Origin of the sequence: Hyphococcus sp. (assembly GCF_965267305.1) — a bacterium.
GTDB lineage: Bacteria > Pseudomonadota > Alphaproteobacteria > Caulobacterales > Parvularculaceae > Hyphococcus.
Genome location: NZ_OZ253945.1, coordinates 943,825 through 963,773 on the forward strand (window position 1 = coordinate 943,825; position 19,949 = coordinate 963,773).

The 19,949-nt window shown below is 60.2% G+C and carries 18 protein-coding genes; 9 read left to right on the forward strand and 9 right to left on the reverse strand.

Annotation, left to right across the window (positions count from 1 at the left end):
• Positions 1-19: 19 nt before the first annotated feature.
• Together ACQY5P_RS04460 and dusB are read right to left on the reverse strand one after the other, a co-directional pair.
• Entirely contained in the window at positions 20-2,302 is a 2,283-nt protein-coding gene (locus ACQY5P_RS04460; RefSeq protein ID WP_428409644.1) for an ATP-binding protein, read from the reverse strand.
• A 244-nt stretch (positions 2,303-2,546) separates the two neighbouring features.
• Complete coding sequence (gene dusB, locus ACQY5P_RS04465) at positions 2,547-3,557, reverse strand: tRNA dihydrouridine synthase DusB (RefSeq protein ID WP_428409645.1); 1,011 nt, start codon at positions 3,555-3,557, stop codon at positions 2,547-2,549.
• 287 nt (positions 3,558-3,844) lie between these two features.
• Between dusB and ACQY5P_RS04470 the strand changes: the two genes are divergently transcribed.
• The 6 genes from ACQY5P_RS04470 (at position 3,845) to ACQY5P_RS04495 (ending at position 10,312) form a co-directional block, all read left to right on the forward strand.
• Complete coding sequence (locus ACQY5P_RS04470) at positions 3,845-5,032, forward strand: bifunctional 2-C-methyl-D-erythritol 4-phosphate cytidylyltransferase/2-C-methyl-D-erythritol 2,4-cyclodiphosphate synthase (protein WP_428409646.1); 1,188 nt, start codon at positions 3,845-3,847, stop codon at positions 5,030-5,032.
• Between the two features lie 3 nt (positions 5,033-5,035).
• On the forward strand, positions 5,036-5,272 hold the full coding sequence (locus tag ACQY5P_RS04475; protein ID WP_428409647.1) for a hypothetical protein: 237 nt from the start codon (positions 5,036-5,038) through the stop codon (positions 5,270-5,272).
• A 10-nt stretch (positions 5,273-5,282) separates the two neighbouring features.
• Complete coding sequence (locus ACQY5P_RS04480; RefSeq protein ID WP_428409648.1) at positions 5,283-5,516, forward strand: DUF2007 domain-containing protein; 234 nt, start codon at positions 5,283-5,285, stop codon at positions 5,514-5,516.
• Between the two features lie 379 nt (positions 5,517-5,895).
• On the forward strand, positions 5,896-6,390 hold the full coding sequence (locus ACQY5P_RS04485; protein ID WP_428409649.1) for a CinA family protein: 495 nt from the start codon (positions 5,896-5,898) through the stop codon (positions 6,388-6,390).
• Positions 6,391-6,726: 336 nt separating this feature from the next.
• Entirely contained in the window at positions 6,727-9,348 is a 2,622-nt protein-coding gene (locus ACQY5P_RS04490) for a TonB-dependent receptor (protein WP_428409650.1), read from the forward strand.
• Between the two features lie 61 nt (positions 9,349-9,409).
• The gene (locus ACQY5P_RS04495) at positions 9,410-10,312 is read left to right on the forward strand and encodes a hypothetical protein (RefSeq protein WP_428409651.1); all 903 of its coding nucleotides are present in this window, start codon (positions 9,410-9,412) and stop codon (positions 10,310-10,312) included.
• Between the two features lie 38 nt (positions 10,313-10,350).
• Here the strand turns inward: ACQY5P_RS04495 and ACQY5P_RS04500 are convergent, their stop codons facing one another.
• The 4 genes from ACQY5P_RS04500 to ACQY5P_RS04515 form a co-directional block, all read right to left on the reverse strand.
• Positions 10,351-11,172 carry a hypothetical protein gene (locus ACQY5P_RS04500; protein ID WP_428409652.1) on the reverse strand — a complete coding sequence of 274 codons (822 nt, stop codon included), beginning with the start codon at positions 11,170-11,172 and terminating at the stop codon, positions 10,351-10,353.
• A gap of 37 nt (positions 11,173-11,209) precedes the next feature.
• Positions 11,210-13,822 (reverse strand): TonB-dependent receptor, encoded by a 2,613-nt coding sequence (locus tag ACQY5P_RS04505; protein ID WP_428409653.1) that lies wholly within the window; start codon positions 13,820-13,822, stop codon positions 11,210-11,212.
• A 174-nt stretch (positions 13,823-13,996) separates the two neighbouring features.
• Positions 13,997-14,431 (reverse strand): type II toxin-antitoxin system RatA family toxin, encoded by a 435-nt coding sequence (locus ACQY5P_RS04510; protein ID WP_428409654.1) that lies wholly within the window; start codon positions 14,429-14,431, stop codon positions 13,997-13,999.
• A complete protein-coding gene (locus ACQY5P_RS04515; protein WP_428409655.1) occupies positions 14,428-15,114 on the reverse strand; it encodes a glutathione S-transferase N-terminal domain-containing protein in 687 nt (228 codons plus the stop codon). Before ACQY5P_RS04515 ends, ACQY5P_RS04510 begins: the two co-directional genes overlap by 4 nt.
• A 177-nt stretch (positions 15,115-15,291) precedes the next feature.
• Here ACQY5P_RS04515 and ACQY5P_RS04520 point away from each other — a divergent pair, with 177 nt between their 5' ends.
• Together ACQY5P_RS04520 and ACQY5P_RS04525 are read left to right on the forward strand one after the other, a co-directional pair.
• Entirely contained in the window at positions 15,292-15,519 is a 228-nt protein-coding gene (locus ACQY5P_RS04520) for a hypothetical protein (protein ID WP_428409656.1), read from the forward strand.
• Between the two features lie 67 nt (positions 15,520-15,586).
• Complete coding sequence (locus tag ACQY5P_RS04525) at positions 15,587-16,231, forward strand: hypothetical protein (protein ID WP_428409657.1); 645 nt, start codon at positions 15,587-15,589, stop codon at positions 16,229-16,231.
• A gap of 14 nt (positions 16,232-16,245) precedes the next feature.
• Here ACQY5P_RS04525 and lipA read toward each other — a convergent pair whose 3' ends face one another.
• From lipA to ACQY5P_RS04540, 3 genes are all read right to left on the reverse strand, one after another.
• Positions 16,246-17,199: a lipoyl synthase gene (lipA, locus tag ACQY5P_RS04530; RefSeq protein WP_428409658.1), complete on the reverse strand. Its 954-nt coding sequence runs from the start codon at positions 17,197-17,199 to the stop codon at positions 16,246-16,248.
• A 72-nt stretch (positions 17,200-17,271) separates the two neighbouring features.
• Positions 17,272-17,997 (reverse strand): hypothetical protein, encoded by a 726-nt coding sequence (locus tag ACQY5P_RS04535; RefSeq protein WP_428409659.1) that lies wholly within the window; start codon positions 17,995-17,997, stop codon positions 17,272-17,274.
• Between the two features lie 228 nt (positions 17,998-18,225).
• Entirely contained in the window at positions 18,226-18,678 is a 453-nt protein-coding gene (locus ACQY5P_RS04540; RefSeq protein ID WP_428409660.1) for an Lrp/AsnC family transcriptional regulator, read from the reverse strand.
• A gap of 135 nt (positions 18,679-18,813) precedes the next feature.
• Here ACQY5P_RS04540 and ald point away from each other — a divergent pair, with 135 nt between their 5' ends.
• Positions 18,814-19,929 (forward strand): alanine dehydrogenase, encoded by a 1,116-nt coding sequence (gene ald, locus ACQY5P_RS04545; protein ID WP_428409661.1) that lies wholly within the window; start codon positions 18,814-18,816, stop codon positions 19,927-19,929.
• The last annotated feature ends 20 nt before the right edge of the window (positions 19,930-19,949 follow it).

A 19,949-nucleotide genomic window follows, 5' to 3' on the forward strand; every position in this document is an offset into this window, starting at 1 on the left:
TCCGCCTTCTTCCCTTCACTCATTCCGCAGCAGCAGCAATCTGCGCCGCGCCTTCCGCCCCGACCCGCAATAGTGAAACCGTCATGCGCGCGCCCGTGGGTCCGAGCGTTGCGTCATCGGCGAATTCCAGCGATCCGCCATGCTCCTCGGCGACCTTCTTGACGATGGCGAGGCCCAGCCCTGTGCCCTTGGCGCGCGTCGTCATGTAGGGTTCGGCGAGACGGTGACGCTCGGCTTTCGGCAGGCCGACGCCGTTGTCGATGATGTGAATGCGCGCCATGGGCCCGGCGGCGTCGAGCCGCACGAGGATGCGGCCCCTAGGGCCCGTTTCCTCGGCCGAAAGCCGGGCGCCGATGGACTCCGCCGCATTCTTCAGAAGATTTGAGAGCGCCTGAACGATGAGGCGGCCGTCGCATTCGGAAAGGACCGGCGCCTCGGGCGCCTCCACCGTGAAATCCACATCCGGGAAAGCGACTTTCTGCGGGAACACTGCCGCCTTGATAAGCTCGCGCAGGTCCTCGCGCCCGATCACCGGTTTCGGCATGCGCGCGAAGGACGAGAACTCGTCCACCATACGCCCGATATCGCTGACCTGGCGGATGATGGTTTCGGTGCAGCGCTCGAACACTTCCGGGTTGCTCTGGATTTCGCCAAGATATTTCCGGCGCAACCGCTCCGCCGACAATTGAATCGGTGTCAGCGGGTTCTTGATTTCGTGGGCGATGCGCCGCGCGACGTCGCCCCAGGCGGCGTTGCGCTGGGCGGCGATAAGCTGGGTGATGTCGTCAAATGTAACGACATAGCGATCGCCCTGCGCCGCCGCGTCTTTCACGATACGCACATTGAGCGTCCGCGTGCGGCCATGGCGGGTGACGTCGATCTGGTCGCCGACTTCGTTTTCCTTAGACGACGCTGCAAGTTTCAAAAGCCCGGCAAGCTCCGGCATGAGCGTTTTGATGTTCTGTCCCGTAAGACGGCCGTTTTCCTCGCCGATCAAATCCGCGGCGGAGGTGTTGGCGATGGTGATGCGCCCGTCGCCAGTGAGGCCGATCACGCCGGCGGAGACGCCCGAAAGGACGGCCTCGGTAAAGCGGCGGCGTTCGTCGAACTGGCGGTTGGTGTCGATCAAATCATCGCGCTGGGTCTGAAGCTGCGCCGTCATGTGGTTCATGGAGCGCGCCAGCGCGCCGAGTTCGCCGTCGTCTTTATAGACTTCGACCCGGGCACCGAGATCGCCGCCAGAAACCCGCTCCGACATCTTCACCAATCGCCCGATGGGCTGAACCAGACGCGTTGCGGCGATCAGCGCCAGCCAGATGGCGCCGAAGAGAATGATGATCGCCAGCACCACATAACCGGCGAGGAACACCCGTTCGAGACGCGACCGGCCGAGCTCCGCCTCGCGCCAGTCCTCGCGCACGGCGCGCACGGCGAAAAGCCGCTGGGTCGTCGCCGAATCCACGGGCTGAAAACCGATAAGGAAGCCGCCGCTGTAATAGGGCAACCGCAAGGCGCCGCGGAAAACGTCAAGCGTCGCGTCGTCATTGACGCCGAAGACGAAGATTTCGCCGGGTTCGCTGCCGCGCAGTTCGGCAAGCCTTGCTTCCGGGGGCAAGGCGTAATTGCCGGGCTCGACTTCAGCGCGAACGATGACGCGGCCGCTGCCATCGACGAGATAAAGCGCCGAAAGCCCGCGCACCTGCGCCTGCGCATAAAGATAGCGCCGGAAACTGATGGGCGTCTGCTCGAAACCGACGCCAGCCTCTTCCTGACGGGAGATGTCCTGTGCGATGAGGCGCATGGATTGCTGCATCTCGCCGCCCTTGATGGAGACCAGCGCATTCGCAAGATCGCGCGCCGTCTCTTGGTAACGGTCGATCCGTTCACTGAACACATCGTTGAGACTGGCGCGCAGGATCGTAAAGGCGAAAAGAAACGCGATCACGGCGGGAATCGCGGCGACCGCCGAAAACAGCCGCACGAACTGCATATGCGTGCGCGAACCCGCGAGCTGATGGCGCCTATTGGACCACACATGGAACATGCGCGCGCCGACAAGCAGGGCGAAGCCTGCGGCGATGACAATGTTGCCAATGATCATCCACATCAGGAAAGAGCGGTCGACCCGCTCCACCAGCGGCGACATCAGGAACCATGTGGTGAAAAAGGCGACGGCGGCGGCGCCGATCAGGGCGGCGGCGACCGTCGTGTTGGAGAGCAGCCATTTCGGGATATAGCGCCGCGCCGACGCGCCGGAACGCCCGCTATCCGCTGCTTCGCGATGTTGATCTTCCAGACTCAACCCGACGCCATCCTGAGGGCGCTGTCCCGAGGGAGCAAACCGCCCTAAGCCTTGACCCGCCCGCGCCTAAGGCCCTACGCGCCAAGAGCTGTCGCCCTTCCCGCATTGGGCCTGCCGCCACAGGCTAGAACTCCCCAATCCGCGGGGATGTTGATGCTGTTGTTGCAAAAAATCAACACTTTTGTTGCCAAAATGAAACAGGGTAAACGCAGGACCGGGACAGGCGGCCCTAAGCGGTCTGAATTCAGGCCGCCGCCTGCGCCGCGAGAGAGATTTCGCCCCCAAAAAAAGCGGCCAGCGAATCCACAACCTTCTCCGGCAAGAAGCTGCGGCAGATCTCGGCGCGAAAAGCGCGACGGAGCACAGGGTCGAGATCGACCGGCGCATGATCGACGGTCGCGGCGAGATGTTTCCTCGCCATTCGGACGCCAAGCGGTTCGCCGTAATGATCGATTGTCTCTTTATAATGGGTGATCGCCGCGTCGCGTTGCACATCAAGGGTTGGCGCGATGAGATCGCCCCCGGTTTCGAGCGCTTGGGCAACCGCACCGGGCAGCCAGGGCCGCCCCGTCGCGGCGCGCCCGATCATCACGCCGTCGGCGCCGGACTGTTTCAGCGCCTCCCGCGCCGTCTCCGCATCGACGATGTCGCCATTGACTATGACCGGAATAGCAACCGCTTCTTTGACCGCACGCACGGCGGCCCAGTTTGCGGTTCCGTTGTAAAAGTCGTTGCGAGTGCGGCCATGGACGGTGAGCAACTGAACGCCTGCGCTCTCAGCCCGATTGGCAAGCTCCGGCGCGTTTAGGCAATCCCAGTCCCAGCCGAGGCGCATCTTCAAGGTCACCGGCTTCGACGTTGCTGCGACTGTCGCCTCGATCAGGGTCAGCGCATGATCGAGATCGCGCATCAGGGCGGAACCCGAAAGCACGCCCGTCACCTGACGCGAGGGGCAGCCCATATTGATGTCGATGACGTCGGCGCCGGCGGCCTCCGCCAGCTTCGCGCCCTCAGCCATCCAGCGCGGCTCGCGACCGGCAAGCTGGATCACGAAGGGAAAGATTTCGCCATCGCCCTCGGCCCGGCGCACCACATCCGGCCGGCCGCGGATGAGCTCCTCGCAGGCGGTCATCTCCGAGACCACAAGCCCGGCGCCGAACCGCGCGACCGCCCGCCGGAACGGCAGGTCGGAAACGCCGGACATAGGCGCCAGCGCAACATTGTTCTTGAGCTTTATGTCGGCGATTGAAAGCATTCTTCGTATAGCTTGTTGGCGTGGCGACTGTTTACCCGTTAAAGCAAGAGGTTACAAACATACTATCTGGGTGTCGTTAAAAGTGTTCGCGCTAGACCTAAGCATTAACCGCCGCTTCTCCTCCCCCGCCTGCGGGGGAGGTGTCGGATCGGATGCCAATCCGAGACGACGGAGGGGGTGGAGGTTCATAACAAACATCCCAGCCCCCTCCGGCCCTTCGGGCCGTCATTTGGGATTGGGCCCCAAATGACCCCCCATAAATGGGGGAGGAAAGGAGCTCCCGAATAATGTCAAAGCTGAACACCATAGCCGTCATCGTCGCCGCCGGGCGCGGCAGCCGCGCTGGCGCTGGCGGGCCGAAGCAATATCGCCTGCTCTCCGGGCGCGCGGTGATTGCGCGAACGGCGGAAGCGTTTCTGGGTCATCCGGACATCGATGGCGTCAGGGTCATCATCCACCGCGACGACCGGGCCGAATATGACGCCGCCATGGGGCAGCTCCTGAAACACAAAAAGTTGCTCGATCCGGTCACCGGCGGCGCCGAGCGTCAGGACTCTGTGCGGCTTGGACTCGAAAGCATCGCCGAAAACCATCCATCCCGCGTGCTCATCCATGACGCGGCGCGGCCCTTCATCGACGAGAAGACCATCACCCGCGTCATCAACGCCCTCGACACGGCGGACGGCGCCATCGCCGCCCTTCCCGTCCACGACACCATCAAGCGCGAAGGCGCCGACCGGAAAATCGCTGCGACGGTGCCGCGCGAAGCGCTGTGGCGGGCGCAGACGCCGCAGGGCTTTCACTTCGACAAGATTCTCGCCGCCCATCGCGAGGCCGAGGGCAAGACGCTCACCGACGACGCGGCCGTCGCAGAGGCTGCAGGCTTGTCTGTTGCGCTCGTTCCCGGCTCGCCCGACAACATGAAACTGACCCAGGCCGAGGATTTCGGCATGGCCGAAACGCTGCTCGGCCGGAAAGACAATCAGATGGAATACCGCACCGGCCACGGTTTCGACGTGCACGCCTTCGAGGACGGAAACGCCGTCATCCTCTGCGGCGTCGAAATTCCGCACGGGAAAAAACTGAAAGGCCATTCCGACGCCGATGTGGGGATGCACGCCCTCACCGACGCGATCCTCGGCGCCATCGGCGAAGGCGACATTGGCGATCACTTCCCGCCCTCGGACCCGAAATGGAAAGGCGCGCCGAGCCATGTGTTTCTGGAAAAAGCGCGCGATCTCGTGCGCCGCCAGAAAGGCAAGATCGTCCATTGCGATGTGACGCTGATCTGCGAAGCGCCGAAAATAGGCCCGCATCGCGACCGCATGCGCGCCAATCTCGCGCTCATTCTCGACATCGACGAGCGGCGCGTTTCCGTGAAAGCGACGACGACGGAAGAGCTCGGCTTTACGGGTCGACGCGAAGGCATCGCCGCCATGGCGACAGCGACCGTCGCCCTCCCCGTTTCGGAGTAAGGCATGAGCCTGGTGGAGATCATGTCTTTCGAATATGGCGACGCCGGTTCGGTCAGTTTTGTTGAAAGCGCCTTGCAGGCGGAGGACATTTTCTACCACGTCTCGGACAACCGCTATGTCCCCATCGGCCGGCCCAAACTCTTCGTAGCGCGGGACGACGCAGCGCGCGCCCGGGATTTGCTGATCGAACTCGGCTTCGAAAACCTCGTTTACTCCAAAAGCCGTCTCGGCCTTCAATGACAGGAACACCATGAAAGAACTTCTCCGCACCAACGATCCGGCGCTCATCAATTATGTCGAGAACCTGATGAGCCAGGCGGAGATCGACTATCTCCTCGCCGACCAGCATGCGAGCATCATGGACGGCTCCATCGGCGCCCTGCCCCGGCGCATTCTCGTGCCCGATGACGATTTCAACCAGGCGCTGCGCGTCATGCGCGAGGCCGGCCTCGCCGACGAGATCAGCCGCACGCATTTGAAATGACCGGAAATTTTGAAAGCGAAAATCGCAATGCAGAAAATTAGAATGCTAATTTTGTGTGCTGCGATTGTCCTTTTTGCTTCGGTTGAAGCATTCCGAAGCCAGCTAGGCCCGTCAATGTTTCGGTTTCTTTCAATAACGTCAGTTCTGCTTCTCTTTGTCTCCGTTGGCTTGTTGTTGATCCCAGCCCTTAATTCAAAGGAAAAAAGAGAGGGATTCTTCAAACTCGGGGGAACAACCCTTCTATACGGTTTTATACTGAGCATTCTGATTGCAGGCAGTTTGGCAATAGCATTCCAGTTTAGTCACTCCGGCAACTAACATGCATCATGGCCCGTCTAAGCATCATGAGTTTTTTGTGTAATTGAGAGGAGATGCAACTGTGACCCAGACCCACCGCATCTGGTCCCTGGCGCAGGCGATCATCGATAAGGCCGGCGCCGAAGGCATGATGGTTGCGTCGGCGGAATCCTGCACCGGCGGCATGATCACCGCGGCGCTGACCGACGTGCCCGGCGCCTCCGCCGTCGTCGAACGCGGTTTCGTCACCTATACGAATGAAGCGAAGACCGAGATGCTCGGCGTCCCGGCGGAGGTCATTGCAAAACGCGGCGCGGTCAGCGGCGCCGTCGCGCGCGCCATGGCGAAAGGCGCGCTTCTTAACTCCCGCGCCGATGTCGCCGTCTCCGTCACCGGCATCGCAGGGCCCTCGGGCGGCACGGCGAGGAAACCCGTGGGGCTCGTCTGGTTCGGCCTCGCCGACCGCAACGGCGTCATCCGGGCTGAGCGCCGGGTCTTCGCCGACGGCTCCCGCGATTTCGTCCGCACCAAAGCGACCGAAACCGCACTGCATCTGATGCTGACGGCGCTCGGCTAGGTTCATCTTTCTTCGGCCTGCCCTTCGCGCAGCAGGCAAGCGCAAAAAACTCGACACGCTCACAAATTTGTTAAATCACCGCCAAAAAGGCGCAGGAGCGAAGAGGGCGTCATATGCCTTTTATGCTTTTTCAATGCATAACAAGCGGTTGTTCGCAACTTTGCGCCTCTCATATTATTCTTTACACGTCCTTTTAAGTCTTTCGCTTTCGCACTCAGTTCGCTTTTGCAACATTACCGACAAAAAACCGACAACAAACTGAAGCACGTTTGTGGTTGACCCTCTCAATGTTGCATTGCGCAACGCATGTTAAATTCTGTTGAGGGGTCTCCAGACATGTCCATGAACACGCGCACGCGCGCCGCTTTCGCTCGCCCGAAATTTCAGTCCAGACTTTTGAAGGCCTGTTGCGCAGCAGCGCTTGGGTGCTTCGCCGCGATGCCGGCGGCGGCCCAAGACGAGGGAGAAGAACCGGCTGACGAGATCGTCGTTTACGGCGAAGCGCTTTCCCTGAAACGCGCTGTCGACGCGAAGCGAAACTCAACCAATATCATGGACGCCACCGTGCAGGACGACATCGGCCGTCTGCCGGACCTCAACACCGCCGCCGTCATCCGCCGCATTACCGGCGTCGCGGTCCAGAACGATCAGGCGGAAGCGCGTTTCCCGATCATTCGCGGCCTCAACCCTACTTATAACCGCACGACCATTGACGGAGGCATCGTTTCTTCGCCGGAGCGCGGCGGTTCGGCCCGCGCGGTGCCGCTCGATGTCATTCCCGCCTCCCTGTTAGGGCGTCTCGAAGTCGTGAAATCGGTGACGCCGGAGCTCGACGGCAACGCCATTGGCGGCACGATCAATGTCGTCACCCGCAGCGCCTTCGACCAGGAAGACCCGTTCTTCTACGGCTCAGCCTTCGTGGGATTTCATGAGCAATCTGGCGACGGTTCGACCCTGAGCGACGGCGAGAAAGTCCAGCCATGGCGCGCCAATTTCGCCACCGGCACGCGCTTCGGCCCTGACGAGCAATTCGGCGTCGTCATCGGGTTCGATTATTCCGTGCGCAACTTCGAAATCCCGCAAGTCGAGGTGGACGACGCCGACTACACGGAATTCGACGACGCCGGAAACAATGTGGGCCTCGGCAACGGCAACGGCATCGTTGTTCCCACCAATAACCGCATCTTCTTCTACAACAACACCCGCCAGCGCATCGGCGGCTCGGGCAAACTGGAATGGCAGCCCTCCGAACAGTTCGAGCTCTCCATCTCCGGGCTTTACACCCAATTCAACGACGATGAACGCCGCGACGAGTTCACTTATGAACTGGGAACGAGCGGCGCCTCGTCTCAGCCCAGTATGATTACGGATCAAACCCCGACATCCGGCGTGACCCAGACCGGTTACGGCTTTGTCGGAATCGGCCGCTTCATTCTCGACCGAAAAATCTACAACGCGCAGGCCGATGCGACCTGGCGGCCGACGGATGTCGCGACATTCGATGCGCGCTTTACCTATTCCGGCGCAAAACTGCACAATCCGGAATCGACGGAAGCTTTCCAGACAGACGCCACTTTCGGCGCCGTCTATGACACGACGGACTTTTTCCCCCGCGCCTATCCACTCGATCCGGAAGGGTTCTACAATCCCGCAAGCTACGCACACACTAATCGCGGCGAGCTCGACCGATACGCTGACGATGAAGTTTTCGAAGCCGCTGTAAACGGGGAGTTCGACTTCGACACCATCAAGATCAAAGCCGGCGGCGTTTATCGCGACCGCACCAAGGATGAAGGCTTTGTGTTCAACCGCTATGTCTCCGACGGCGCCTATACTCTCGCCGATGTGCCGGACACCAAGCTTGCCGACGTGGATTACCAGGGCAATTACAAATTCCTGTTTCGCATCGACAGCGACGGCGCCAATGATTTCTATGCGGCGAACCCGTTCACAAACACCGCAACCTCGGTCTCGGCTTCGTCTGCGTCGGAGCAGGTGTATGCAGGCTATGTCCAGGGCACGCTTGAATTCGGCGATATGGGCTCCCTCACCGGCGGCGTGCGCGTCGAGCACACCTCCTGGGACGGCGGTCCGGTCGCCGGCGATCAGGTGTCAGGCGACTATACGAACTTCTTGCCGAGCGCCGTCGCGCGCTTCAATCTCGCCGATGATTTTGTGCTGCGCCTGGCCGCCTCGCGGACCATCGGCCGGCCGAATATCTCCGATCTGACGCGCGGCTTCACACCGGGCACGGACGGGACAGACCTGACGCTGTCGCGGTCGAATCCGGACCTCGACCCGCGTAAATCCACTAACCTCGACGCGTCTCTTGAGTGGTATATTCCCGACGGCATTATCGCCGCCGGCGTTTTCTACAAGGACATTTCAGACGAGATTTTCGTTCTGACCACCACGGATGCAAATCTCACCGTCGACGGCGTGGTCTATGACCGGGTCACCCAGCCGGAGAACGCCGCCAAAGCTGAAATCCTCGGCCTTGAAGCGCAATATCAGCAGGTTCTTTCGTTCTTGCCGGCTCCCTGGAACGGGCTCGGCGTCGGCGCGAATGTGACCTGGCTCGATACGGACTTCGTCGTGCCGCTCAGCGATGGAACGACACGCTCGACGACCCTGCTTCAACAGCCTGATCTCACCTACAATTTCACGCTGTTTTATCAGACCGAGTATTTTGAGGTCCGCGGCTCTTACAACTTTACCGGCGAGTTTCTTGACTTGCTCAACGCCAATAATCCCGATCAGGCCGAATATTGGGACGAACGCGGACAGCTGGACCTTCAGGCGCGCGTGAATCTTAATGATAATTTCTCAATCGTGGCTGAGGCGGTGAATGTGACGGACGAAGGCCGCACCGAACTGACCGGCCCCGGCGCGCAGTTTCTTCAGGAAGACGCGCGTTTCGGCCGCACCTTCTGGCTCGGCTTCAACGCCTCGTTCTAACGCCTTGCCTTGCAGGGGCGCTCTTCAACGCCGAAGAGCGCCCGTTTTTCTAGGACACGCCATGAAAAAGACCGCCGCCTTGTTGCTATCCGCCCTCAGCCTTAGCGCCGCCGCGCTCGCTCAGACTGAAACCGGTCAGACGATTGACGAACGCCGCGCGGCGCGCCGCGCGGCCTGGGCCGCCATGGGCATCAAGGACTATGTTCCGCCTGCGATCAAAACAGGAACCGCCGAAGAACTCGGCGCCTGGGACGCCCCTGACGCGACGCAAGGCGCAGCCGCAGACGAAAAATATTTCTACGCCGTCGCCAATTATGTCATCGGCAAATACGACCGCAAATCAGGCGAACTCGTTTCGCGCTGGATCGGGGATCGCGGAGGACCGATCCGGCATCTCAACAGCTGTTATGCCGAGACAGGCAAACTCTTCTGCGCCCATTCCAACCATCCTGGCCTGCCGATGACGAGTTCAATCGAGATCTTCGATACGAAGACCATGACTCACTTAGACAATAAGAGCCTCGGCATGCTCGACGAAGGCTCTTTCGTCTGGTTCGACCATTACGAGGATGGCTGGATCGCTGGCTTCGCGCATTACGATGACGAGACAGGTCTTCCTTATAAGGACCACACCTATGCGACCATCGTCACTTTCGACATGGAATGGCGCAAGACGGGCGGCTATGTCCTGCCGCCCTCCATTCTCGAAAAAATGGCGCCGCAGGCGGCGTCAGGCGGCGCGATGGACGATGATGGGCGGCTCTATGTGATGGGCCACGACCTGCCGGAAATGTACGTTCTCGAGTTTCCGGAAATGGGATCGGAAATGCGCCATGTGGCGACGATCGCCGTCCCGGCCGAAGGACAGGCCTTTGCGTTCGATCCGAAAGAACCGCGCCGTGTTTGGGCGATCAGCCGGCCGCGCGGGAAAGTCGTTTCATTCCGCCTGCCGGAAATGGAGTAGGGTTAGCGCATCCCTGCGCTTCTGGCGCCAAGACGACGTCACCGGTTGCGGAAAAACTGCGCCGCTTTCAAACCCGAAACATCGACTTCCGGCAGATCGATCAGCAACAAGGCGCCACCATAACGGTCGACGGCGGCGATGCGGCGCGACCCATCAACGGCGAACGAAAAAGCCTGCCCCTCCGCCTCGACGGCGATGGTCGTCACATGCTGAAGCACCGGACCGCGTTCGGGTTTTGCAAACACATACATCTCCGGGCGGTCATGGCCCAAGACATATAAAAGCCCGTCCGGACCGATGGCGCCGCCGGAGGCGGCGTGGGGCGCCATTCGTTCCATCACCGCATCGGGAAAGAGCCAGCCGCCGGTGCGCCGCCATTGATCGTCCATGGTGATGACCGAAGCGTAAGTGTGATCCTTGAAACCGGTCCCGCGTTCGCCGTCATAATGGGCGAATCCCACCAGCCAGCCGCCTTCGACACGGTCGAACCAGACGAGGGAGCCCTCATCCATGAGGCCAAGGCTATGCGATGCAAGATGCGCAAGGCTCTCCGGATCGAAAATCTCCACGGATGAGCCCATGGGCAATTGCGAATAGTTTGAGTTGGCGCACATGAGTTTCTCGTCGATGACGAGACAGCTGTTCATGTGCCGCAACAGGCGTTCCTCATCTTCATAGGCGCCGGTCTTTTCGCCGGTCTTCAGATCGTATTTCGCAATAAGCGAATTATCGACGGCGTAAATATGCGTTCGGCTGAGCGCCGCCCCTTGATCGGCTTCAGGCGCGGCGATGCGCCGGGCGGTCTCAGCGGTCAGACCATCCTGCGCCCATGCGCTTGCGGCGAAAGCCGCCGCTGTCATCAAGACAGCGGCGGCTTTCGCGACGCACCCCACGCACCTAACCGCCAAAACCGACGCTGACGCCGAAATAGATCGTCCGGCCCACATATTCATATTCCGTATTCCAGTTGTCGCGCCCGCCCTGGAATTCCGAGGTCGGTTCGTTGTTGAGGTTCACGCCTTCCGCGAAGACTTTGACGTTGTTGAAAACCTCATAGGAAACGCGCGCATCCCAGCGGCCGAACGCGCCCTGATCGAGCAGCAGGTCGGGATCGTTGTTGAAGTCGGTGAGATAGCTGTTGTTGTAGGAATAGCTTACCGTCGCGTCGAGCGGACCCTTCTGATAGAAAACCGTGAACGCGTAAGTGCTTTCCGGCTGGCCCACCAAGGGCGTCACTTCTCCCGTCGGCAGCTGGTTTTCACCGTCAAGGAACGTCGCCGACGCCGACGCGCCGAACCCGTCGAGCGGCGACGGCAGGAAGGTGAACTGGGTCTGACCCAGAAGTTCAATGCCTTTCAGCGTCGCAGACGACGCGTTGATGGTCGTGTTGATGTCGAGGCCAGTAAGCGCCGACGTATCCACGACACCGGTCAGGCCGCGCTCGGCGAGGGCCGCGTCCATCGCCGCCTGGTCGCGCAGGGTGATGGTGTCGCCAAACAACTCGTCGGAGATGTCCTTGTAGAAGAGACCCACGGAGAGGACCGAAAACTCCGTCGGATACCATTCGGCGGAAAGATCGAAGTTCCAGGATTTGCGCGGCTTCAGGTCGGGATTGCCCACATTGATCGACGCGATCGGGTCGCCATCGTCGCTGACGGTCGCGCGCGGGGCGATGACGTCGAAATCCGGACGGCCGAGAGACCGCGTAACGGCCGCGCGGAAAATCAGATTGTCCGTCGGCGTTAATTTCGCAATAGCCGAGGGGCTGACAAAGAAATAATCGCCGCCGTCTTCGATCTCGGTCGCGACCCCGGCGTCCAGAACATTGCCCGTGCTCTTGACGTCGGTCCACTCAACGCGGGCCCCGCCAATGAGCTCCAGCATGCCTAAGGTTTTCTTGCCCATGACATAGCCGGCTAGCACGCGCTCGCGCACCGTATAGTCCGCGGCGTTGTTGGAGACGAAATCATCATCCGGATCGGATACGAAATAGCCTGCATTCGCCGCATCGGCGAAGAAGGCGTTCATGCCGTCGATATCCATCCAGATATTCGGAACGCCGGTTCCGTTGACGTCATTGGTGAAAGCGCCGTTTGTGAACATTGGCGACGTGCCGAGCGTCAGATCGAGATCGCCCGGATTGAAACGCTGCTGGCTTTGATCAAGCTCTCGGTCCGTATCGGTGATTTTAGCGCCGGCCTTGAACATGGTTTCGCTATCCATGTCCCATTGCAGATCGAGCTTGCCGATATAGGTGATTTCATCCATCTGCCGGTCGAAAAAGCGCACGCGACGAAGATCGAGGAGATCGGCGTCCTGACGGTCGGGCGTGCCGGCGTCGGGCGTAATGGTGACGACGCCGTCGTTGCCCAGAACATAGGAATTCGGCCCGAAAATCGCCGGCGAGCGCCATTCCCAATAGTCGTTCGGCTCTTCCAGCGTGTTGTCGTTGCGCTGGCCGAGGACGCTCAGCGTCACGTCGTTGAAGGTTTTCTCAGCCCCAACGGCGATGGAGAACAGCGTCTTGTCGGCGATCTCGTTGCGGATGTTCGCCGCGATGCGATTCGGACCGGAAACGCCGGTAGTGTCGTCAGCAGGAGTAACGGTATCCGCTTCAAGATTTTGTTCGTAGCGGTTGCGGTGCTGGAACTCGTCCCAGGTCGCGTAGAAGCCGCGGACGAAATATTTGGAGCTGTCATCAGGACGAAACTCCAGCGCGCCGTTGATGTTAAGGCGCTCGCGTCCGATGACATAATAGTTATTCTTGACGTTGACCGGCAGGGCGACGCCGGACTCTGTCGTCCAGTCGTCCTGATAAATACCCGTCGAGATATATTCGCGGTCGGACCAGGTGGCGCCGAGGAGCCAGCCGATGGTCCCGTCGGCGAACTTGCCGGAGATCATGCCGTCAAGCGCATAAGGGTTATGCCCGCCAAAAGCCTCGTCTTCCGGCTTGATCTGTTCAATGCCGTAGCGGCCCGTGGCGTAGCCGTAAAAATCGTCGTCGCGGTCGAAAGGCATTGTCGTATCGACGTTCACCGTGCCGCCGATGCCTTGCGCATCCATGTCGGGCGTCGGCGTCTTGATCACCTGCACGCCGCCGAGAACGCCGCCGGAAATGATGTCGAGGGGGGCGAGGCGCCCGCCGCCTTCCTGCTCCGGCGAACCAAGCTGCACGCCGTTAATGGTGACGTTGTTGAGCGACGGATTGATGCCGCGGATCTGAACGAAACGGCCCTCGCCTTTCTCGACGAGCATGGAGACGCCCGGCAGCCGGTTCAGCGATTCGCCAACGTTTTTATCCGGCAACTGGCCAAGTTCATCGACCCCCAGCGCATCGACAACGCCGTCGGCGTTGCGTTTTTCATCGATCGCACGCTTGCGCGAGAGTTTCGAGCCCTGCACGATGATTTCATCGACCTGAGCATTTTCCTCCACGCCTTGCGCAGAAACTGGAAGCGCGGCAGCAAAAAACGCAGCGGAAGCAAGCAAAGAGATTCTGTAATTCATGACGACCCCACCAGACTGACACGGGGCTGTTAGCGTCGCTCTGTTACAGTGCGATGCAATATTTTTCTCTCTTTAATGACAAAGGCGCACATAACGCGCAATTGGGGATAAAACACCGGAATGAATTCCGTATACGGAAACAACTGTCGCTCTTAAGCAACGCTGGCGCCTCTTCTACCCGTAAACATCCTCCGCCCGCTTCACGAACGCCTCCGACATGCGCGCAAAGGCCTTGTCGAAGACTGCCTGGGCAGTCGCCTGAAGCAGGAAGTTCTTGAATTCAAATTCAATCTCAAAGTCGATCACGGAACCGCCTTCCGCCTTGTCAGTAAAGCGCCAGCGGTTTTCGAGATTGCGAAACGGTCCGTTCACATAGGCGACGTCAATGCTTTTATTGACGCGGTCCATGGTCACCCGGGTTCGGAAGTGTTCACGAAAGACGCTGTAGGCGACGACCATGTCCGCCGTGAGCGCGTTTTCGCTGCGTTCGATAACCCGCAGCGCGGCGCACCAGGGAAGGAACTCCGGATATTTCTCCACATCGGCGACCAGCGCAAACATCTGATCGGCCGTATAGGGAACTTCTGTCTGCGTATGCCGGGCGGTCACGAGGGGCGCTTCGCCTTTCGCGCGTAGCCGTCAAAGAGGTCGAGCATGCGCTCCATCCACGCGGCGACCGGTTGCGGCGCCTCATATAAATCTTCCGCCGCTGACAGGCGCGGCCACATGAACGAGCCCATTACCGTGTAGTCGCAAAGATTTGGCTTGTGGCCGCCGAGGAAACGATACCGGCCCAGCGGCGCCGATAGAACTTGCAAAGACGCTTCGACCTTTTCCTTTTGGCCCGTTGTCGCTGCGAGTTCTTCAATGGTTTTGCCGAACCGCTCTTCACGCGACTTCCGGAAATAGGATTTGTCTTCCTCCGCTGCGAGAGCGTGAATGCGCGCAACAAGCATCGGCGCAATCGCCGGAAAGAAAGACGCGAACACCCAGGCCCTGTAAAATTCCGCGGCGGCGGCCTCCCCGTCCGTCGCCGCCAGCGGATTGTCCGGATATTTTCTGTCGAGCCACGCGGCGATGGCGGCGCTGTCCTTCACCGTCTCGCCGCCGTCGACAATCACCGGCACGCGGCCGTATTCGGGGTCGGGATATTGTGATTTATCCGCGAAACCCACGGGAATTGTCTCAAACTCGAGCTCCTTATGAAGGAGCGCGAATTTCACCATCCAGCAGAACGGGCTCGGCCGGAGGTCCGGATCGGCGAGCGCAAGATCGTATAATTTCAAGGACATAGAGACGTTCCGGCGAGCCTGGCGCGGCTCGCCTGTCTCTTAGCCGCGCCCTGCCTATGCGGCAAGGCGCACAGGCGGCCCACTTTTCCAGAGCGCGCGTGAAAGACTCGACTCCATACAACTTTTGCGTGTATCAAGGTTTTTGATTTGTTCTATACTTGATCAGGAGGGGAGAAGGTGAGTTTTACCGAGCAAAGACGCTATCAGGACATCGCGATTTTCAATATTCGCGATGACTCTACGCCGAGACAGAAAAAATCCAATCCGCTAGTCACGATCGCCGTAACCGTCGCCGTCACGTTGATCGTGGTGGCTGCCGCCTATTGGGCCGGCTGGCGCGCCGGAATCTTCGCGGCGCCCTGCTGCATCGGTTCCCTGGACTTCCAAATCGAACTCGACGGCTGAGGACCTTTTCTTTTTTCAAAGCCCGCGACACCAGCCGTTCAACGCGGGCGTCTTCAAGGGGGCATCTATGAAAATAAGCATTATCGCACTCGCCGTACTCGCCGCTTTAACGCAGGCCTGCACTCATAAGGTTGCAGTCGACGACATCACCGTGCGCAATGAAACAATCGTCCCGGCGGGCGCCGTCGATGCGCGCCGCACCATCGCCGCTGAAACCTGCGAAGCGCAGTACGCGCCGGAAAAACAGAATTATCTTTCCGCCGTGCAGACAGCGATCGCCGCCGGCCGGGCGAATCCCGATGCATCGGCAGCGCCTCTCGATGCTTTCCGCGCGGAAATCAATGCCGCCTACAACGCCGTGGTCCAGCGCTGCAAAACGCACATGCACTGTCTCGAAGTGCAGCGTTACGACGAGGCGAGATGTTACATGGCGGCAAGCGATCGCAAAGACGCGGAACGCCGCTTTTCCGATCTCGCGGAGGATCTGCGTCGGATCGACAATGACGGGCGCCGTCATGCCAAAGGCAAAGGCAAACACAAGCCGTCGGTCATTGTGAACAACAAAAACACGATGACCCAGAACAACGACCAGCGGCAGGAAAACGACGCCCAGACCGGCGACCGCATCGAGGATCAGGACGTTCTGGCGATGTGCGGCAATGTGCAGGGATTGCTGAAATCGCAATGCCGGCGCGCCTGCCCGACCTGTTAAGCGCCCTTGGCGGCTTAAGCGCCCTTGGCGGCGCGCGCCGCCTGGAGCCGGGCGAAGTCTTCGCCGGCGTGATGGGAGGAGCGCGTCAGCGGCGATGACGAGACCATGAGAAAGCCTTTGGCGCGGGCCAGGGTTTCATAGGACTTGAACTCATCCGGATGGACGAAACGGTCGATGGCGGCGTGCTTCCTCGTCGGCTGCAGATACTGTCCAATGGTGATGAAATCGACGCCGGCGGAACGCATGTCGTCCATCACCTGCATCACTTCCTCGCGGGTCTCGCCAAGGCCGACCATGATGCCCGATTTCGTGAACATCGTCGGATCGCGCTCTTTGACTTTCTCAAGGAGACGCATGGAGTGATAATAGCGCGCGCCCGGGCGGATCGAGAGATAGAGGCGCGGCACAGTTTCGAGATTGTGGTTGAAGACGTCGGGTTTGGAATCAATGACGATTTCCGCCGCGCCCTGTTTGCGCAAGAAGTCCGGCGTCAGGATCTCGATGGTCGTTCCCGGCGCGCGGGCTCGAATGGCTTTCACGACTTTCGCGAAATGATCGGCGCCGCCGTCTTCAAGATCGTCGCGGTCGACCGACGTGATGACCACATGATTGAGCCCCATCTCGGCGACAGCGTCGGCGACATTGCCCGGCTCGTTTATGTCGAGCGGCTGAGGCATCCCGGTCTTCACATTGCAGAAGGCGCAGGCGCGGGTGCAGGTGTCGCCCATGATCATCATGGTCGCGTGCTTTTTATCCCAGCACTCGCCGATATTTGGGCACGCCGCCTCCTCGCACACCGTATGGAGGTTCTTCGAGCGCACGATCTCGCGCGTCGCCGAATAGCCTTTCGAGACGGGCGCCTTCACCCGAATCCATTCGGGCTTGCGCAGGACCGGTGAATCTTCGCGCTTCTGCTTTTCCGGGTGGCGGGGCCGGTCCCCGCCGATGGTGTCAATGAGCGTCGCCATGGGGCCCATGTAGCAGCGGCGCCCCCGATTTGTAAGGGGCGCCGCCGCGGCGGGAGTGGAGCCGGAAAACGCCTAGAACATCAGGCGTTTGATATCGTCGACAATCTCATCGAAGGGACGGTGGATGATGGCCCCGTCCATGGGCTCGCCAAGGGAGACGTTGATCGCCTCCCAGGCCTCGACCGAGGGGATGGTCGGAGCGTCGGCGACCCGGGCGAGCCGCGCGCCTTCGGTCGAAAATTTCACGACTTCGCGCGAGACCGGCAGGCGCAGCCAGCGCCAGACCCGGCGGCGCATTTCGCCGTTGAGATAAAGCTCCCAGCGGGGATCAGAGCCGTCTTTTGACACATCAAAAAAGAGTGTTTTCAGGTCGCCCGCATCGGCGAGCACCAGAACGCCATTCGCATGTTCGTAAAAGGCCGGCGCCCGGCCATTGCTGAGGAAAGACGATTCGCCGAAGCCGCATCTGAGATCCGCGATCGCCTTGCGCTTGGCCATGACGCAGCCCTGAAACTCCGCGACGATGTTCGGCCATTCCTTGCGGCCGATCACATAAAGTCCGCCCGCAACCATGACGATCAAGGCGCCGGCGACCTGCACCGCCATCCAGGGTCCGCCCGCAGAATAAGAAAAAGCCATCGTCAGCGGCGCCAGCAATGCGAAAGCCGCGGCGATGGGGCGTTTGAACCCAATCAAGTCCTCGCGCGCATAGTCATTCACATTGTCGGAGTAATCCGCAGCGTGTTTCAGGCGCGCGACAACAGGAGCGGGAATATCAACACGCGCAGTCGTAAGCATGTCATCCTCACTTGAAACCCAAGCGCTTTTCCGAAAAGTGGAGACCGGTTTTCGGAATGAAAGCGCGACTAAACATAACCCGAGGATGGCGCCGATGTTTTGCCGCCCGTTTAATACGTTAACGGCAAATTTATTTTCATTGTCAGAAAGCAAACGCGGTAAAGGGTTGTATTGTTAACGCCTGCCGCATTGTCGCCACAATTCGGAGCCGTTTGCGCCTTAATGTTTTTAGAGCGGCACAGCGGTCCGGCGGAACACTTTGCGGATCGCGAAATTTGTAATGACCCGGTCAACCCCCGGAAGACGCGTCAGAATTTCCGTATGGATGCGTTCGTAATCGGCGCCGTCGCGGCAGAGAATGCGCAAGAGATAATCCGACAGGCCCGCCATCAGATAGCATTCCATGATTTCGCGATGGCGGGTGACGGCTTTTTCAAAGGCAGTCAAAGTCGCTTGTTGCTGATTTTTAAGAGTCGCCTGAACGAAGACGGAGGTCTCGAGCCCCGCCTCACGTTCGTCGACCAGCACGACCTGTTGCGTGATGACGCCGGTGCGCCAGAGCTCCTTCACCCGCTTGTGACAGGCGGAGGGAGACAGGCCCACCTTCTCGCCAAGCTCCGTAAAGGGGGTTTGGCCGTCTTCCTGAAGGACATTCAGGATCGCCGTATCGAACTTGTCCATGGTGGTGAATTCCGTTTCCCGTTTAGACGATTAGGAGAAATCATATCCCTTAAATTAGCAAAAATGACGTAAAATATCAAAAATATCCTTCAAAATCTGAATATAATCCGCCACCAAACGACAGAGGAGGGTCCCATGCTTGTCGGCGTTCCCAAGGAAATCAAAAATCACGAATACCGCGTCGGCCTGGTTCCGGGCAGCGTGCGCGAATATGTGCAGAACGGTCATCAAGTGCTGGTGGAGACCGGCGCCGGGGCCGGCGTCAAAGCGAGCGACCAGGACTACATCGCCGCCGGCGCCAAGATCGCGCCGGACGCCAAGACCGTCTTCGAAAAGGCGGACATGATCGTCAAAGTGAAGGAGCCCCAGCCCACGGAATGGGTGCAGCTTCGCGAAGGCCAGATCCTTTACACCTATCTCCACCTCGCTCCCGATCCGGATCAGGCGCGCGGCCTGATCGAGTCCGGCGTCACCGCCGTCGCCTATGAAACAGTCACCGATCCGCGCGGCGGCCTTCCCCTCCTCGCGCCCATGAGCGAAGTCGCCGGGCGTCTTTCCATTCAAGCGGCCGCCTATGCGCTGACCGCGCATCAGGGCGGACGCGGCCTTCTGATGGGCGGCGTGCCGGGCGTCTTGCCGGCGAAAGTGCTCGTTATCGGCGGCGGCGTCGTCGGCACCCACGCCGCACGCATGGCCGTCGGCCTCGGCGCGGACGTCACCATTCTAGACCGGTCGAACCGCCGCCTCGCCGAACTCGACGAGCTGTTCGAAGGCCGGGCGAAGACGCGCTACTCAACTTACGAAGCGCTCGACGAAGAAACCGACGTCGCGGACGTGGTTGTGGGCGCGGTCCTCATCCCCGGCGCCTCAGCCCCGAAACTCGTCACCCGCGAGATGTTGAAAGGCATGAAGGAAGGCTCCGTCCTCGTCGATGTCGCCATCGATCAGGGCGGCTGTTTCGAGACGTCTCATGCGACGACCCACGCCGATCCCACCTATGTGGTGGACGGCGTCATCCATTACTGCGTCGCCAACATGCCGGGCGCCGTGCCGCTCACCTCCTCCCACGCCCTTAATAACGCGACCCTCTCCTTCGGGCTGGAGCTCGCCAATCGGGGCCTCGAGGCGCTCAAAACCAACCCGCATCTTCGGGACGGCCTCAACATCCACAAAGGCAAGGTCACCTATAAGGCCGTCGCCGAGGCGCTGGGCGTCGACTTCACCCCGGCGCAGGATGCGCTTCAGGCCTGAAATTGATGAGTTTTTCCGCT

Excerpts from the sequence above, each read along its gene's own strand:
- dusB (WP_428409645.1), bottom strand. The coding sequence starts at position 3,557 with ATGCTTTCAATCGCCGACATAAAGCTCAAGAACAATGTTGCGCTGGCG.
- ACQY5P_RS04470 (WP_428409646.1), top strand. The coding sequence starts at position 3,845 with ATGTCAAAGCTGAACACCATAGCCGTCATCGTCGCCGCCGGGCGCGGC.
- ACQY5P_RS04475 (WP_428409647.1), top strand. The coding sequence starts at position 5,036 with ATGAGCCTGGTGGAGATCATGTCTTTCGAATATGGCGACGCCGGTTCG.
- ACQY5P_RS04480 (WP_428409648.1), top strand. The coding sequence starts at position 5,283 with ATGAAAGAACTTCTCCGCACCAACGATCCGGCGCTCATCAATTATGTC.
- ACQY5P_RS04490 (WP_428409650.1), top strand. The coding sequence starts at position 6,727 with ATGTCCATGAACACGCGCACGCGCGCCGCTTTCGCTCGCCCGAAATTT.
- ACQY5P_RS04495 (WP_428409651.1), top strand. The coding sequence starts at position 9,410 with ATGAAAAAGACCGCCGCCTTGTTGCTATCCGCCCTCAGCCTTAGCGCC.
- ACQY5P_RS04500 (WP_428409652.1), bottom strand. The coding sequence starts at position 11,172 with ATGACAGCGGCGGCTTTCGCCGCAAGCGCATGGGCGCAGGATGGTCTG.
- ACQY5P_RS04505 (WP_428409653.1), bottom strand. The coding sequence starts at position 13,822 with ATGAATTACAGAATCTCTTTGCTTGCTTCCGCTGCGTTTTTTGCTGCC.
- ACQY5P_RS04515 (WP_428409655.1), bottom strand. The coding sequence starts at position 15,114 with ATGTCCTTGAAATTATACGATCTTGCGCTCGCCGATCCGGACCTCCGG.
- ACQY5P_RS04525 (WP_428409657.1), top strand. The coding sequence starts at position 15,587 with ATGAAAATAAGCATTATCGCACTCGCCGTACTCGCCGCTTTAACGCAG.
- lipA (WP_428409658.1), bottom strand. The coding sequence starts at position 17,199 with ATGGCGACGCTCATTGACACCATCGGCGGGGACCGGCCCCGCCACCCG.
- ACQY5P_RS04535 (WP_428409659.1), bottom strand. The coding sequence starts at position 17,997 with ATGCTTACGACTGCGCGTGTTGATATTCCCGCTCCTGTTGTCGCGCGC.
- ACQY5P_RS04540 (WP_428409660.1), bottom strand. The coding sequence starts at position 18,678 with ATGGACAAGTTCGATACGGCGATCCTGAATGTCCTTCAGGAAGACGGC.
- ald (WP_428409661.1), top strand. The coding sequence starts at position 18,814 with ATGCTTGTCGGCGTTCCCAAGGAAATCAAAAATCACGAATACCGCGTC.